The organism is Vibrio astriarenae (assembly GCF_010587385.1).
Classification (GTDB): domain Bacteria; phylum Pseudomonadota; class Gammaproteobacteria; order Enterobacterales; family Vibrionaceae; genus Vibrio; species Vibrio astriarenae.
This window is the reverse complement of record NZ_CP047476.1, coordinates 1,404,811-1,420,767: the sequence shown is the minus strand read 5'-3', so window position 1 is coordinate 1,420,767 and position 15,957 is coordinate 1,404,811. Positions and strand designations below refer to the sequence as shown.

The following is a 15,957-nucleotide window of genomic DNA, read 5'->3' as shown; positions in this document are numbered from 1 at the left end:
TGCTATGACTATTTTATACACAATTAACAATAGTGATTGGCCGAGGTGATCAACGTTTACACTAGAAGCACAAGTAGTGATTGGTATAAGGGGTTTTGATAGTTTTTAACTATTGAATTGAGAGTGTATACCCATTTCTCTCGTGTCATTGATAGGCATAGACTATACACAACGAAACGAATTTGCCTGACAAAACATAAGGGGCTTGATATGACTAAGAACTTTATCGGACTTGACCAACAACAATCTGAGCAACTAGCCCATGAGCTAAATTCACTGTTGGCTCACTACCAAGTGCTTTACATGAATGCACGTGGCTATCATTGGAATATTAAAGGTGAAGCTTTCTTTGAATTGCACGTCAAGTTCGAAGAAATCTACACAGATTTACAAACGAAAATCGACGAAATCGCTGAGCGTATTTTGACCCTAGGTCATACGCCCGATCATGCTTTCACGCGCTATCTAGAGGTGAGCTCAATTGCTGAGCATCAAAATGCGACGCAAGGGAAAGATTGCGTCACTGGCCTGGTTAACGGCTTTACTCAACTTCTTGTGAAACAGCGTGACATCTTGGAGCAAGCAGGAGAAGCGGCAGATGAGGGTACGGCAGCGCTGATGGGGGACTATATCCGCGAGCAAGAGAAGCTGATGTGGATGTTGAACGCTTACTTGCAGTAACAGAGCTAAGTTAGATTGAATCTAAGGTTAGAAGGGGCTTGAAGCCCCTTTTTTGCTCCCTACTTTTATTATGGCTCACGTTGAGAAAGGTACTCGTGACGATATTGCTTGGGCGTCATCTTCATTTGGCGCTTAAATGCTCGGGTAAAATGTGCAGAATCGGAGTAACCCATTTTGCTGGCGATCGTTGTGATGGTGAACTCGGGATTGTGTAGCAGCTTTAACGTCTCTTCTAGCACCATGTCTTCAATCAGCTTTTTATAGGTGACGCCTTCGGCATCGAGTCGACGCTGAATCGTTCTAACATGTAAGTTGAGTATTTCTGAGGCCCATTTTATCGATAGCTTTCCCATCGAGAGGTAGGGTTTTATAACCAGCTTAAACACAGAAAGGAAGGTGCTTTCTTGCTCTAGTAGCGCGTTGTCACTCGCGGTTTTTTCTAATGGAGGCAGTTTGACTGTCGCTTGCATAAATTTGTCTGGTATAGAAAATGCCGTCACCGGACGTTGTGCATAGAACTGAGCATTACCCATCTCGGGAAGAGCCTTGAAGTCATCGATACTCTTAGCTTGAACCCCAACTTCTTCCGCTTTCCACTCTTTGCCCACAAGCGCAAGCAGTAGCTCATTCATAAAAATAACAGAGAATATCTCACTATAGTGGAACCAGAAGTCGTGACTAAACGCTTTTTCCCTGATTAGCCACCAACGTCCTCCTGCCTGTTGAATAGAGACTTTGGCGGCGGATGAGACACCCGGCAGATATTCGCAGAACTGACTTAGTGCATTATGGACGGTGGTGGGCGCATCCAATTTGGCAAGAAAACGCGGTACATACGTTTTCTTACACGCTAGCCAGATATTGATGGCAAAATCTTGTTGTGAAACTTCGTTACCCAGTATGGTGATCAAGTTCTTGATGGTGGATTCTGGCAGGTATTGATAGTTCGCATCGTCGTGTTTGATGGTGTTGGGTATGCGTGCCTCACGAAGGAGTTGATAGAGGTCTTTATTAATGTCCTTGAATAGGTCAATAAAGAACTCAACGTCTTCTTTTTTGACAATCGCAATGTCTTCGCTCACTTTGCTCATGCTAAACCACCGCTCCCTATGAGGTGAGTTATATAACCCTATGTTTTATATAGTAGAGCTTTCTAGAGTTGAGCGAAAGGAAAGCGGCAGAAACAGAGGCGCTAGTAACTCACTTTCTTGCGCAGTGATTTGGTAGTACCAGCGCGCTTTTTGGAGTCTAGACGTTTACGTTGTGAACTTTTGGTTGGTTTGGTTGGTCTGCGTTTTTTCTGTACTACCATAGCTGCCCAAATCAGCTCTTTGAGTCGGTTCAGCGCATCTTCCTTGTTCTGTTCCTGAGTTCGAAACTGCTGCGCCTTGATAATGATGACCCCTTCCTTGTTGATGCGCGAGTCAGAGAGCGCTAATAGACGCTGTTTGTACACATCGGGCAGGGCTGAGCGTTTGATGTCAAAGCGTAAATGGATCGCGCTCGATACTTTATTTACATTTTGCCCGCCAGCCCCCATCGCTCTGATGGCAGAGAGTTCAATTTCCCATTCATTGATAGTGACAGTGTTGGAAAGCTTTATCATGATTCGTCTTATTTACTTGAGTTGGGTTGAGTTTAGAGTAGATGTAAGGCCTTGGCTATGGTCAGGTTTGTTTGTTGAGCCTGTTTTATCTATACAAAGTGCGCTGCACATCATCTTTTACACTGTAAATAAGATTAGAAAATGTGGGCAGGAATTTGTCGCTTTGATGAGTTGATTTGCATCAACATAATGAAGCCTTTACCCAATAGGGTGATGTGAAAATGACATCAGGTTGCTAGCATGGTGGTAGTTTGACTCTACTAGCAACCCTCATGACCAAAAACCTCAACAAAGTCCTTCTTGATATTGCTTTAAACCTAAGTTCTAGCCTCGATAGCGACGCACAATACCAATACCTCATCGATGGTATTAACCAAGTCTTTCCTTGTGATGCCAGTGCACTTTTCATTCTCGACCAAGACGGTTTCCTTATGCCTGTGGCGGTGCAGGGCTTGAGTAGTAGTGTGTTGGGGCGACGCTTTTTCCCTAAAGCTCATCCGAGATTAGAAACCATTATGCAAAGTGACCTGCCTGTGCGTTTTGGTGCGGATTGTGATTTGCCTGACCCGTTCAGTGGTTTGTTGCTAAGTGAAGAGGTTGAGCTTGATGTCCATGATTGCTTGGGTTGCAGCTTGTATGTTGAAGGGCAACTTGTGGGCGTCTTGACGCTCGACTCATTAACTGTTGGAGCTTTTGATGCCATTGAATCAGTGACTATTGAGACATTTGCGGCGTTAGCGGCCGCCACACTGCGTAACATTGGTCAAGTTAAGGCGTTGAAAGCCCAGAATAACAAGCAGAAAAGTGTCACTCAAACCTTGATTCAGCAGGCGCGTTCTATGCAAGGTGAGTTGATTGGTTTGAGCCCTCAAATTCAACAGCTAAGGCATAACATTGTGACTGTTGCTAACTCGGACTATGCCGTGTTGATAACGGGCGAGACGGGCACTGGTAAAGAGCTGGTGGCACACCGTTTACATGCCCAATCGAGTCGTAGTGATAAGCCGATGATTTATGTCAATTGCGCGGCCTTGCCGGAGGGGGTGGCAGAAAGTGAGCTGTTCGGTCATGTTAAAGGGGCGTTTACCGGTGCGAATAGTTCACGAGCAGGTAAGTTTGAGCTGGCCGATGGTGGCACTATTTTCCTTGATGAGCTCGGTGAGCTCCCCCTCATCTTACAAGCCAAGTTATTGCGGGTTATTCAACAGGGCGAACTACAGCGTGTAGGTAGTGATAAGCACTTGTTGGTTAATGTACGGATTATTGCCGCCACTAACCGTAGGTTAGATAAAGAGGTCGAAGAGGGCCGATTTAGAGCCGATCTCTATCACCGACTGAACGTCTTTCCTATTTCGGTGCCGCCATTGCGTTGTCGAGAAGGGGACATTCCTGTGTTAGCGGGTTATCTGTTGGAAAAAGTGAGAAATCAGTTCCATGTGCCGAATCTCCACATTCACCCGAAAGCGCTTTCTTCATTAGAGTCGCAGCAGTGGCCGGGTAATGTCCGAGAGTTAGAGCATACATTGACGCGAGCGGCACTGCGTGCGATTCAGGCGGGAGAAACGATGATCCGTCACCAGTATCTTGGTGGGGTTGAGCTGGTTGATGTTAAAAACACAACGGACTATTTACCTAATGAAAGCCAACCAATGCGCGGGCTGGTTGAGCAGTATCAGAAAGACCTCATTGCACATGCTCTTGAAAAATCGGATGGAACTTGGTCAAAAGCGGCTGAATTTCTACAAATGGACCGAGGTAACCTATATCGAATGGGTAAGAAGCTTGGTGTGAGTTAGAAGAGTATGTTGTCAATTGTACATCGAAAGCGTTGTTTTTTTTACATCTTCGGCATTTGCGAATTGATGTTTTCTTCAATAAAAGCAGTTACTTAGATTTTGGCACGGCACGTGCAATACCAGTATTAACAAAAATAGCGGACCACCCCGCAAAATTGCTTAGACTGGAGAAGCGCAATGTTCTGTATTCAATGTGAACAGACTATTCAAACCCCAACGGTTAAAGGGTGTTCTTTCGCACAAGGTATGTGCGGCAAGACCTCGGAAGTATCTGACCTACAAGATGTTCTTGTGTATACCCTTCAAGGGGTTTCTTACTGGGCACAGCAGGCGGCTCAATTTGATATTGTCGATGACGAAATCAATCAATGGGCGCCTAAAGCCTTCTTCTCGACACTGACTAACGTTAACTTTGACCCTGAACGTATTTTAGATTTCACAGCGAAAGCAGCTGCATTTAAGTCTCGTCTAAAAGAGCAAACTCTGGCAGCGGCTAAGTTGGCGGATCAAGCCTTGGCGGATACCCCAGCGGTTGCTGAATTCCAACTGCCAGAGAGCGCTGAGGCGATCTTGGCTTTTGCTCCTCAAGTGGCGGTTAACCGCGGTTACGAGACAATCAGTGAAGATGTTATTGGCCTTCGCTTGTTGTGCTTGTATGGCCTAAAAGGTGCAGCAGCCTATATGGAGCATGCGCGCGTACTAGAGCAGACCAGCAATGATATTTACGCTGAGTATCACCAAATCATGGCTTGGTTGGGCACTGACCCTCAAGATCTCAATGCGCTGCTAGAGTGCTCGATGCAAATTGGTCTAATGAACTACAAGGTCATGGAGATGCTGGATCACGGTGAAACTAAGACTTTTGGTCACCCAGAGCCAACACAGGTCAATGTGAAGCCAGTGAAAGGGAAATGTATCTTGGTTTCAGGTCACGACTTGCACGATCTAGAGAAAATCCTCCAGCAAACTGAAGGTAAGGGCATCAACGTCTATACCAACGGTGAAATGCTGCCAGCACACGGCTACCCAGAATTGAACAAATATCCGCACTTAGTGGGCAACTATGGCAGCGCATGGCAAAACCAGCAAAAAGAGTTTGCTAACTTCCCCGGTGCAATAGTGATGACTTCAAACTGTCTATTGAACCCGAATATCGGCCAATACGCTGACAGACTGTTTACTCGTAGCATCGTAGGTTGGCCAGGTGTAGCGCATATTGAAGGAGACGACTTCAGTCAAGTGATCGAATGTGCTCAAGCGCTAGCAGGTTTCCAGCACAATGAAATCGAGCACATGATTACGGTTGGCTTTGGTCGTAACGCGCTAATGAACGCAGCACCAGCGGTTGTTGAGCAAGTGAAAGCGGGCAATATTAAGCATTTCTTCTTAGTGGGTGGCTGTGATGGCGATAAGGCTGAGCGTAGCTACTACACTGATTTCACAGCAAGCACACCTGAAGATTCACTTATCCTGACCTTGGCATGTGGTAAGTTCCGTTTTAATAAAAATGAGTTTGGTGATATTAACGGTATCCCTCGCCTGCTTGATGTTGGTCAGTGTAACGATGCTTACTCGGCTATCCAGTTAGCTATCGCCTTATCGCAAGAGTTCGATTGTGATATCAATGAGCTGCCATTAACTTTGGTACTGTCTTGGTTTGAACAAAAAGCAATTGTTATCCTACTGACACTGTTTGCCTTGGGTGTGAAGGGCATTTATACCGGTCCGACGGCCCCTGCGTTCTTGACAGACAACCTCATCAAGATCATTCAAGATAAGTTTGACATGCGCAGCATTACTAACGTCGAAGACGATCTAAAAACGATTCTTGCCGCCTAACCATTGATAGCCCAATCTTCGTGAGATTGGGCTTTTACCGAGTCCTTACCATGTTCAGTGAATGGAATAATAACCAGCCCCTGTTGTTGCAATGCGTCGATAAGTGGCAGGAAACAGCAGATACGGTCAGCATTAAGCTGGTCTACCCTCAATCTCCCGATACCCCTTTTAACTTCAAGCCAGGGCAGTTCATCTCTCTCGGTTTAGAGTTAAATGGAAAAATGGAGTATCGCGCCTATTCAATCAGCTCAATGCCTGGGGAGTGCTTTCTTAAGCTCACTATCAAGCTCGTGCCTGATGGTTTGGTTTCTACTTATTTTGTTGAGCAGTTAGTCACAGGTGAACGACTTTCAGCACTAGCGCCGACAGGGCCATTTAATCATGTCGACTGTGTAGCAAAGCCTAAAGTGTTAATGTTAAGTGCGGGTTGTGGTATCACTCCAGTGATGTCAATGGCTAAAACTTGGCTACGTGACAAAGCGCAAGTGGATATGACATTTATCCACATGGCGAAAACGCCGGAACAGACGATTTATTTAGAGGAGTTAGAGCTCCTCGACAATCAGCACTCTAACTTTAACCTGCAACTATTGTTGAAAGACAATCGTGGTACTCGTCATGCGCAAGGGCGTCTTGATAAGGACTGGCTGAAGTCTCTGTGCCCAGATATTGCTGAACGAACGGTGTATTTGTGCGGCCCAGCGCAATTTATGCAAGATATGGCTCAGTTTGCCGAAGAATTGGGTGTTGCTGCGGATGACTTTTTCCAAGAAAGTTTTACGCCAACACAAGCAGAAGCTTTGCCTGATGCCAGTGGTGTTGTGCAGTTTGACGTGCCGGCGTTTGGTGTGGCTAAAAAAGTGGCACAAGGTGCGATATTGGCTGATGTGCTAGAAGAGAGCGGTGTGCCGATCATCATTGCTTGTCGAAGCGGTATGTGTGGTTCGTGCAAATGCCAAGTCACTAAAGGTGAAGTCATTCGCACCAGCACCGAAACTCTGACAGAAGAAGAGATCGCACAAGGTTATACATTGGCTTGCTCTTCTCAAATTCAGAGCGACGTAGAAGTTGCCCTTTAGTTAAGTAATAGGCAGAACTAAAAACTCTGCCTACCCTTTTCTCGTCGATCCATCGCCAAGTCTAACTCGTACCTTACAAACTCCTGCTATCTTTAAATAACTCATTCGAGCAGCAAAAGGGATCACTATGAATAGATTTATCGTGGCGTTTGGGATGGTATTCGCTCTTTCCGCTTGTGAAGATTCAGCGAAAGCGATTGATGAGGCAAAAGAGTCTGCCACTCAGCTTGTGGGTGATATGCAAGAGAAGGTGGAGTCTTTTGATATGGAGAGTCTCAATCTAGATCAGTTCGGAAGTGCAGGGGAGCAGGTTGAGGCCCTTACCGCCTCTGTACAAGAGGTGCTTAACACCGATTTTAGTGACATGGAAGCGGTGGCAGCCGTCAAAGATAAGCTAGCGAATGCGTACAGCTGTCTGGTGGCTTCAACATCGGATGTCACTGCACAGGGTGTGATTGATAAGCTGCTGGCGTCAATTCAAAACGAGCAGGCCGCAGATGTGATTGAAGAGGGTGTCGAGCAGGGTGAAGAGTCGACAGAGTGCTCTATGTAAATTGAATGTTTAGCAATAATCGTAAAAGTGCTGGCGAAGGTCGGCACTTTTTTTATGCCAAAAATCCGATTGCTTATCGGATGCGTATAGATTCGGTAAGTTTATTCGCAAGGAGATAAGCATGAGCATTGATGCGGCGGAGACCTCAAGAATTATTGAGATGGCATGGGAAGATCGGACGCCCTTTGAGGCGATAGAGGCTCAGTTTGGTATGGACGAGCGCAGTGTAATTCAGTTTATGCGACTGAATCTCAAACCGAGAAGTTTTAAGCTTTGGCGCAGCCGAGTATCAGGTAGAAGAACGAAACACAACAAAATGCGCTTGTCTGATGTGGTAAGAGGCTACTGTCCGACACAATATAAACATCGCTAAATGAGGTCAGCATGAACAGAATCAACCCAAAGAAGTTACTTCATAGCAAATGGACGGCAGTGGAGCCGCAAAACAGGGAAAAACACTTTATGGTGACGGAGGTTGACTATGATGAGGAAGGGAAAGTGGTGCTGTGTATCTTGGAAGCAGTGCTGTCTGATCGTGAATATTCGATTGACTGGACGCAACTAAAGAGCCGAGATAACTGGCTACAGGGTTGGAAATAGGGACGCGCACCTTGTCTAAAGTGACGGGCGTCCCTTTAGACTTTCTTATACTTTGGCGGTACTCACTTCATCGACCAAGTAGAGAATGGATTGGTAAGGCACACCACTATGGTGGGATAGGCCTATTTCACACGTACGACTGTTGCTAAATCCGCGCGTCACCTCTTTAGGTACTTGCTCCCTGAGAGGGGTAAGCGCGTTGTTGTTGAGTTCCGGTGTGGTGAATCCCTTATCTCCCGCCCAGCCACAACACTCTATGTGCTCTGGAACGATCACATGGCTTACACAGCGGTTGGCGAGGCTAAGCATGTCATTGACGAGCCCCATCTTTCGAGCGCTGCAGGTTATGTGTAGCAGTACGCTCTCATTTTTTGGGGTAATCTCCAGCTCAGAGAGCAAGAATTGATTCACAAACCCCACCGGCTCGAATATGTTCAATGGGCGCGTAAACTGCTCTTTTGAGCGCTTGGAGCAGGGGCTGGTATCCATCAATATTGGGTATCTTCCTTGATCGCTTGCCTGCCACAATTGCGCTTCGAGTTGCTGCGATTTCGATTGTGCGATGTCGATCATTCCTTTGCTGTCATAAGGCATACCACAACACAATTCACTGAGCTGCTGTGGGATGATGATGTGATAGCCAGCTTTCTCTAGAAGCGATAAGGTCACTTGGGTAAGTGGACGTTGGTCTTGGGCATCCGTTTGCTGCCCCATGCTACGACTGGCACAGGAGGGCATATAGACAACCCTCTTCTCAGTGTCTTCCTGATGCTGATTAACGAGATGATTAGTGATGATGTGATGATTGGCCTGTGGCGTCTCTTTTAGCCAGCCCGGCGTGCGGTTACCCGTCCATTTCCTTAATCCATTGATCGTGCTGTCCATGCGTTTATCGCCTATCAGGCGTGTCAATACTCTGTTGATTTTCAGTCCAGTGGTGACCAGCTTTGTTGTCGCAGAGAAGTGCTGTGCTGTCCATCGGGCAATCGGTTGAAACTTTTGGTATTGGTCTTGACGCAACTGCTTCATGAGATCGCCGGTATTGATCCCAACTGGGCAGCGCTCGGCACACAACCCAGTGGCTGCACAGGTGTCTACTCCCTGATATTGAAAGGTCTTTTCCAGTTGAGTAGTTTCGTCGTTTTTCCGCTTACGCTCAGAGAGCTCTCGATAGAGGACGATACGCTGACGCGGTGTTAGCGTCAGGCCTTTCGATGGGCATACAGGCTCACAGAAACCGCATTCGATACAGCGATCAACAATGTCATCTGCTTGAGGCATAGGTTTGAGGTTTTTTAGGTGTGCTTGATCATCTGAGTTGATAATGACACCAGGATTAAGCAGCCCGTTGGGGTCGAAAATGCGTTTGATTTGCTGCATAAGCTGATAACCGTCTTGACCCCACTCCAGTTCGACATAGGGAGACATGTTGCGTCCCGTGCCGTGTTCCGCTTTTAACGAACCCTGGTATTTACCGGCGACGAGTGCAGCAATATCATCCATGAAGCGGCCATAGCGAGCGATTTCGCTCTCGCTCTCAAAGCCTTGTGTGAACACAAAGTGTAAGTTTCCCTCCAGAGCATGGCCAAAGATGATCGCTTCGTCATAGTGGTACTTTTCAAATAGTCGCTGAAGATCTCTCACCCCCTCGGCGAGGTGCTCAACGGGGAAGGCGACATCCTCAATCACCACGGTTGTTCCCACCTCGCGCACGGCTCCAACCGCAGGGAACATACCTTTGCGGATACCCCATAACGTAGCGACCGTGGTTGGATCTTGAGTGAAAGTGACCGACTCAATAATGCGGAAAGACTCAAGCTGAGCCGCCACCTGCTGGCGCTTATAAGCAAGCTCTTGTTCATCGCTTGCGTGAATTTCAATCAGCAGTGCCGACGCATCGATTGATAGGGTTGGCATAAAGTCAGGCATGCCCGGCTTATCAGCGACAGAGCGCAGCGCACGGCCATCCATCATTTCAACGGCAGCTACTGAGCTGTTTGCGAGCACACTGACGGCCTTCGAGGCGGTTTCAATGTCGCTAAACACCAAAAAAGTACTGGCTTTGTGACTATGTTCAATGACGGTGTTGTAGGTGACTTCGGCGATAAACCCCAGTGTTCCTTCAGACCCAATCATGAGGTGGGTTAATATCTCGATTGGGTCATGATAGTCCACAAGCGCATTGAGCGCATAGCCTGTGGTATTTTTGAGTCGGTATTTGTGTTCTATGCGCTGCTTAAGCTCTGGATTGTGGGCAACTTTGTGATGCAGTCCAGAGAGCGCAGCAAGGAGTTGCGCATGACTCACTCTGAAGTCAGCGATACTCTGCTCGTCGCCAGTATCGAGAAACGTCCCATCATGTAGAACCAACTTCATAGCCGCTATGGTGTGGTAGGAGTTTTGTGCGGTACCACAACACATTCCACTGGCATTGTTTGCTGCGATACCGCCCACTTTGCAAGTGTTGATGGAAGCGGGGTCTGGGCCGATTTTGCGCTGATAAGGTGCTAAATACTTGTTGGCGTCTGCGCCAATGACGCCCGGCTGAAGCCGAATCTGGCGTCCGGCATCAATGATTTCGTGATTGCGCCAATCATCGGTGAGGGTGATAAGTACCGAATCAGAGACTGCCTGACCCGATAGGCTTGTCCCTGCTGCACGAAAAGTATAGGCCACGCCAACGTGGGCACACATCTGGATGGTAAAAATAACCTCGTCGATGCTCGCCAAGCGAACAATCAGCTGTGGGATCAAACGATAGAAGCTTGCATCGGTGCCATAGGCCATACGCAGATTCGGGTCAGTGATGATCTGCTCTTTAGAAAGCTTCTGGCTTAGTAGGTCGGCTAAGTTTTGATAGATAGCGTTGCTCATAGAACGTCCTTTATATGCGTTATCAATCAACGAGTCATTAGTGCATCGGTGATGCCAATACCATAGATCACAGCAACACCAATTAATCCTGTCATTACAAGGTAGTAGATTGTTGGCAGAACTGTTTTGCGCAGCGTCGCACCTTCTTGACCAAGCAGCCCAACAGTCGCTGAAGCCGCCACCACATTGTGAATGGCAATCATATTGCCAGCCGCAGCACCAACAGCTTGTAGTGCGACAACGATAGCCGTTGATATTGATAAGGTCTGCGCGACCTCAAATTGAAATTGGCTGAACATCATGTTGGAGACGGTGTTTGACCCAGCAATGAATGCGCCAAGCGCGCCGATGGTGGCACTGAGCATAGGAAAAGCTTCACCCACTAAACCTGCAGCGAAATTTGCCGTCGTGACGGGCATGCTCGCTAAGTCGGCTCCATTGATGCCTGAGTTAATGAAAATACGGACCATTGGAATAGTAAATAACAGCACAAACCCCGCGCCGATGAGTGTCTTGCTTGATTCCGTGAAGGCCGATTTAAGATGTTGGAAGCGGCCTTTTTGAATCAGTATGGCGACCAATGCGACGAGTACCAATATGCCACCTGGTAGATACATAGGTTGAAGTGTGGTTGAGATGCCTGTCTCACCTAAAATGTTGCTAAAGGAGAGGCTGATTTGCTTGAGTAGGTCTTTAAATTCTGGGCTGACTCGGCTAGCGACTAATACGAGGGCAAGCAATAGATATGGTGCCCATGCAAGAGCCATGTTCATGGGTTTACGTTGGCTATCGTTCAAGTCTATTTTCAAAGAGCCGAGCCACTCTTTTGGCCATTTATCCTTTGATTCGAAGTCCCAAGCTTTTTCAGGGACGAGAAAGCCGGCTCTTGCGGCAGTAATGACGACCGCAAGCCCGGTCAGACCGCCAATCAGGGATGGAAATTCTGGGCCCAGCAGCACACCAGTGAAGGCATATGGAAGAGTAAAAGCAACGCCCGAAAATAAGGCGAACGGTAGAATGTCTAATCCTTCGGTCCAACTGCGGTTTTTACCAAAGAAGCGGGTCAGCATCATCGCCATCAACACCGGAATGAGAGTGCCGACAAGGGCATGAATGATGGCCACACTAGAGGTGATTTGCTGCAGGTAGACGTCCCAGTTGGAGCCATTTTGCGTCAACGTTGCGCTAATTCCATGGGTATCCAATCCTTTGTTCACACCAACGATGATAGGTGTACCAACGGCACCAAACGAAACGGGTGTAGATTGAATCATCATCCCCATTAGCACCGCTGCAAGTGCCGGAAAACCGATAGCCACCAGTAAAGGAGCGGCGATAGCAGCTGGGGTGCCGAACCCTGACGCCCCTTCAATAAATGAGCCGAAGCACCAAGCGATGATGATGGCTTGAACACGTCTGTCGGGAGATATGTTAATGAAACCGCTGCGTATGGTTGAGATCGCACCAGTCTGTTTGAGTGTATTAAGCAAAAAGATAGCGCCAAACACGATCCACAGCACTGCCGATGTAATTCCAAGCCCTTGTAGTGTCGAGGCAATCACTCGGGTGGCAGACATATCCCAAAAGAACAGTGCAATGATGACGGTTAATGTAAAAGCGACAGGCATCGCTCGCTTGGCTGGCCAGTTTAGACCGACTAATAATATGGCCGCGACGACGATTGGTGAAAACGCAATCAGCGCGAGTAGGGTGTCATTCATGAGTACTTCCTCGTACAAGCAAACGTCCATGGTTGTTATTATTGAACGCTATTGGTATGGGTGGTTTTTGTTAATGGTTTGTGACGGTACTCCTTTCTATTTTTGGAATATATGGAAATAATGAAAAAGATTAATTCCAAAATTGGACAAATAAATGCGCGCTGATGATTTGATTTTGTTTACCCAAGTCGTTGATCTTGGGAGTTTCACTCGTGTTGCTGAGCAAAATAACCTGACAAATTCAGTAGTTAGTAAACGAATCGGTAAGTTAGAGGATGAGCTTGGTATACAGCTTTTGTATCGAACAACCCGCAAGTTGAGTTTAACTGAGGCTGGCGAAACGCTTTATCAAGGTGCGAAGAATGTGAAGTTAGCCACGGAGGCGGTTCAAGAGGCGGTGTTAGACTTGGGACAGTCTATGACAGGGCATATTAAGATGTCTGTACCCACTATCTCTGGCGATTTGGTGTTAGCCGATGCTGTGGCGGAGTTTTGCAGCATGCATCCAGGACTGACCGTAGACATGTCTCTCAACAATCGCTTTGTTGATTTGATAGAAGATGGTTATGACCTGGTGGTTCGTACCGGGCATTTAGAGGACTCAACGCTGATTGCACGTCATCTTATTGACTCTCAGTGGGTGGTGTGCGCTTCACCGAAATATATCGCACAGCATGGACGCCCCTTATTGCCACAAGACTTGCTGGAACACAATTGTCTGCTCTACGCCTATCAAGCCACAGGTGCAGCAGATTGGCAGTTCAAGGACGGGGATAGGCACTACATTTTACGAATCTCGGGTAATTTTTCGACGGATACCGCGGGGGCATTGAGAAAAGCGGCGCTTGGGGGGTATGGCGTTGCGTATGTTCCACGGTGCTTGGTGTACCACGATATTCAAAAAGGTGATCTCGTCGATCTGCTGCCAGACCAAGTAGGTAAACGACTTGGGATCTATGCCGTCTACCCCTATAGTCGACATCCGCTAAAAAAAGTCACCAAGCTGATTGAACATATCAAACATCGATATTCACAGATTGGCGACTATTTTTAGCGTGAAAGCCTTCACCTTCTTAGTTCACTGCTCTGACTTTGCCGTTTTTCAGATCGTTGAGCACCTGTGATTTCGGACCATCCGCAATGATTAATCCTTTTTCCATCACAATAACCCGATCGACGATATCGAGCATCGACATCTTATGCGTAATCAAAATCAGCGTTTCGTGTGACTTGAGCTGCGATAATTGATGCTTGATCTGCATCTCAGAGCGGTTATCCATTGCGCTGGTGGGTTCATCCATCAGTAAAACAGGTGGACGGCCTAGAAGGGCACGAGCAATGGTCACAGCCTGGCGTTGACCTCCAGATAACAATGCGCCACCTTCACCGACTTGGCGCTCAAGACCGGCGGGGTCTTGTTGAGTAAACTGCGTCACGCCAGCGCGGTTTGCTGCATCCATTACGTCTCGGTCGTCAGAAAGAGGACGACCTAAGGTGATGTTGTCGCGGATTGAACCAAAAAAGAGCTGGCTATCTTGTGGAACACAACCAATATTGCGACGAATATCAATATGGTGAAGCTGCTCAATATCGGTATCATCGATACGAACACTGCCTTCTTTAGGTTTATATAGCCCCATGATCAATCGTTCTAATGTGGTTTTTCCTGAGCCTATTCGTCCGATAATCGCAACCTTTTCACCTGGTTCAATGATGAGGCTTACATCACGAATCGAGGCGACTTGTGCTTCAGGGTAGCTAAACGAGACTTTATCCAGCTCAATGCGGCCTTGAATAATCGGGCGGTGCACATAGCGTTTGCCCTCTTCTTGCTCATCTGGCATCTCCATGACCTGCTCGATAATGGTCATTGATGATTTGGCTTGATTGTAACGTGTAGAGAGAAGCGATAGTTGCACCATGGGTCCAATCGCACGACTACTTAACATGGTGGCTGCAATCAGTCCGCCCATCGTGAGGTCACCTCGGGCGATAAGATAAACACCCACAATGATCATACCTACACTACAGGCTTGCTGGACAAACCCAGCCGCGTTTTGAATGCCATCTGTGATACGGCGGCTTTTGATGTTCCAGTTCGCCATGTGGGCAACCGCTTCTTCCCAGCGATATTGATACTGACTTTGTGCGCCAAACAACTTGAGTGTTTCTAGCCCCGCGAGACTCTCGATCAAATTAGCGTATTTTTGTGAGGCGAGGCGCGATCCCTCTTCGATCGCACGCTTGAGTGGGCCTTGGATCAGCAGTGAATAGATCATCAAAATGATCACGCCAGCCAAAGGAACATAAACGAGATCGCCCGCCATTAGCCAAATCAAGATCAAGAAAAGGATCGCGAAAGGAAGATCGATTAATGAAGAGATGGTGGCAGAAGTAAAAAATTCACGAATAGATTCAAACTCTTGTAGATGACGAGCAAAAGCACCCACAGAGGCGGGCTTCGCTTCCATACGTATTCCCAGCACTTTGCTGAAGAGTTTGGAAGATATCAAAATATCCGATTTTTTCCCTGCAACATCAATAAAGTAACTTCTGAGTAGCTTTAAGAACAGGTCAAAGAAGAAGATAACAAACACACCACTGGCGAGTACCCACAAAGTTTCAAAAGCGAGGTTTGGGACCACTTTGTCGTACACGATACGGGTGAACATCGGAGCGGCAATGGCAAAAAGGTTAATAAATATCGATGCAATCAGCACGTCGCGATAGATTTTTTTTGATTGCCACAAAGTGCTCCAGAACCAGTGACCCTCTTTGGTGTTTAGTACCTCGGGTGAGCGCTCATCATAGCGAAACTGCTTTTTGACTAAAAAATATCGGCCGCTGTATTGCTCTTGTAAGTCTTCTAACGGAATAGAAATCGGCGCCAACCCAGACTCACTATTGATCACTTCCGCTTCGTTCTTCTCATTGTTAATAGAGTTAAGAACACACGCATCGCCTCCTTTGAGGAGCAGCACAACAGGCAGGACTAAGGCCGATATCTCTTGCAGAGAGCTGCGGTTTTCTCTTGCCACCAATCCGGCTCTTTCTGCCGAGCGAGGGAATAAGAAGGGAGTTAGACGGCCATCGGTAAGTGGCAGTCCATTGATCAGCGCTTCTGGTGAGTTGGCGAGCCCATAATATCGACTGACATAAATGAGCGAATTTAGTAGTGGGTCTTGCATGGTTAGCTTACCTTTTAATT

The 15,957-nt window shown here is 47.3% G+C and carries 13 protein-coding genes; 8 read left to right on the top strand and 5 right to left on the bottom strand.

All coding sequences use genetic code 11. The features are described from left to right. Nucleotides 1-210: 210 nt before the first annotated feature. Complete coding sequence (locus GT360_RS20620; RefSeq protein ID WP_164650811.1) at nucleotides 211-681, top strand: Dps family protein; 471 nt, start codon at nucleotides 211-213, stop codon at nucleotides 679-681. A gap of 68 nt (nucleotides 682-749) precedes the next feature. On the opposite strand, the gene GT360_RS20615 is transcribed toward GT360_RS20620, so the two are convergent. Beyond that, the gene (locus tag GT360_RS20615) at nucleotides 750-1,772 is read right to left on the bottom strand and encodes a helix-turn-helix domain-containing protein (protein ID WP_239502660.1); all 1,023 of its coding nucleotides are present in this window, start codon (nucleotides 1,770-1,772) and stop codon (nucleotides 750-752) included. 101 nt (nucleotides 1,773-1,873) lie between these two features. Then, nucleotides 1,874-2,287 carry an alternative ribosome rescue aminoacyl-tRNA hydrolase ArfB gene (gene arfB, locus GT360_RS20610; protein WP_164650810.1) on the bottom strand — a complete coding sequence of 138 codons (414 nt, stop codon included), beginning with the start codon at nucleotides 2,285-2,287 and terminating at the stop codon, nucleotides 1,874-1,876. A 272-nt stretch (nucleotides 2,288-2,559) separates the two neighbouring features. Between arfB and norR the strand changes: the two genes are divergently transcribed. The 6 genes from norR to GT360_RS20580 all read left to right on the top strand — a co-directional run bounded on the left by norR (nucleotide 2,560) and on the right by GT360_RS20580 (nucleotide 8,154). Then, entirely contained in the window at nucleotides 2,560-4,083 is a 1,524-nt protein-coding gene (norR, locus tag GT360_RS20605) for a nitric oxide reductase transcriptional regulator NorR (protein ID WP_164650809.1), read from the top strand. A 177-nt stretch (nucleotides 4,084-4,260) separates the two neighbouring features. After that, on the top strand, nucleotides 4,261-5,922 hold the full coding sequence (hcp, locus tag GT360_RS20600; RefSeq protein ID WP_164650808.1) for a hydroxylamine reductase: 1,662 nt from the start codon (nucleotides 4,261-4,263) through the stop codon (nucleotides 5,920-5,922). Between the two features lie 50 nt (nucleotides 5,923-5,972). Continuing rightward, on the top strand, nucleotides 5,973-7,001 hold the full coding sequence (locus GT360_RS20595; RefSeq protein WP_164650807.1) for an FAD-binding oxidoreductase: 1,029 nt from the start codon (nucleotides 5,973-5,975) through the stop codon (nucleotides 6,999-7,001). Nucleotides 7,002-7,128: 127 nt separating this feature from the next. Further along, entirely contained in the window at nucleotides 7,129-7,554 is a 426-nt protein-coding gene (locus tag GT360_RS20590; RefSeq protein WP_164650806.1) for a hypothetical protein, read from the top strand. A 121-nt stretch (nucleotides 7,555-7,675) separates the two neighbouring features. Beyond that, nucleotides 7,676-7,927: a TIGR03643 family protein gene (locus GT360_RS20585; protein ID WP_164650805.1), complete on the top strand. Its 252-nt coding sequence runs from the start codon at nucleotides 7,676-7,678 to the stop codon at nucleotides 7,925-7,927. Nucleotides 7,928-7,938: 11 nt separating this feature from the next. After that, nucleotides 7,939-8,154, top strand: coding sequence for a TIGR02450 family Trp-rich protein (locus tag GT360_RS20580; RefSeq protein ID WP_164650804.1), 216 nt, complete (start codon nucleotides 7,939-7,941; stop codon nucleotides 8,152-8,154). 45 nt (nucleotides 8,155-8,199) lie between these two features. Here GT360_RS20580 and GT360_RS20575 read toward each other — a convergent pair whose 3' ends face one another. Both GT360_RS20575 and GT360_RS20570 read right to left on the bottom strand, forming a co-directional pair. After that, nucleotides 8,200-11,028 (bottom strand): FAD-binding and (Fe-S)-binding domain-containing protein, encoded by a 2,829-nt coding sequence (locus tag GT360_RS20575; RefSeq protein ID WP_164650803.1) that lies wholly within the window; start codon nucleotides 11,026-11,028, stop codon nucleotides 8,200-8,202. Nucleotides 11,029-11,054: 26 nt separating this feature from the next. After that, nucleotides 11,055-12,749 (bottom strand): L-lactate permease, encoded by a 1,695-nt coding sequence (locus GT360_RS20570; RefSeq protein WP_164650802.1) that lies wholly within the window; start codon nucleotides 12,747-12,749, stop codon nucleotides 11,055-11,057. A gap of 154 nt (nucleotides 12,750-12,903) precedes the next feature. Between GT360_RS20570 and GT360_RS20565 the strand changes: the two genes are divergently transcribed. Continuing rightward, a complete protein-coding gene (locus GT360_RS20565) occupies nucleotides 12,904-13,803 on the top strand; it encodes a LysR family transcriptional regulator (RefSeq protein WP_164650801.1) in 900 nt (299 codons plus the stop codon). Nucleotides 13,804-13,822: 19 nt separating this feature from the next. On the opposite strand, the gene GT360_RS20560 is transcribed toward GT360_RS20565, so the two are convergent. Beyond that, a complete protein-coding gene (locus GT360_RS20560; RefSeq protein WP_164650800.1) occupies nucleotides 13,823-15,937 on the bottom strand; it encodes a type I secretion system permease/ATPase in 2,115 nt (704 codons plus the stop codon). Between the last annotated feature and the right edge of the window lie 20 nt (nucleotides 15,938-15,957).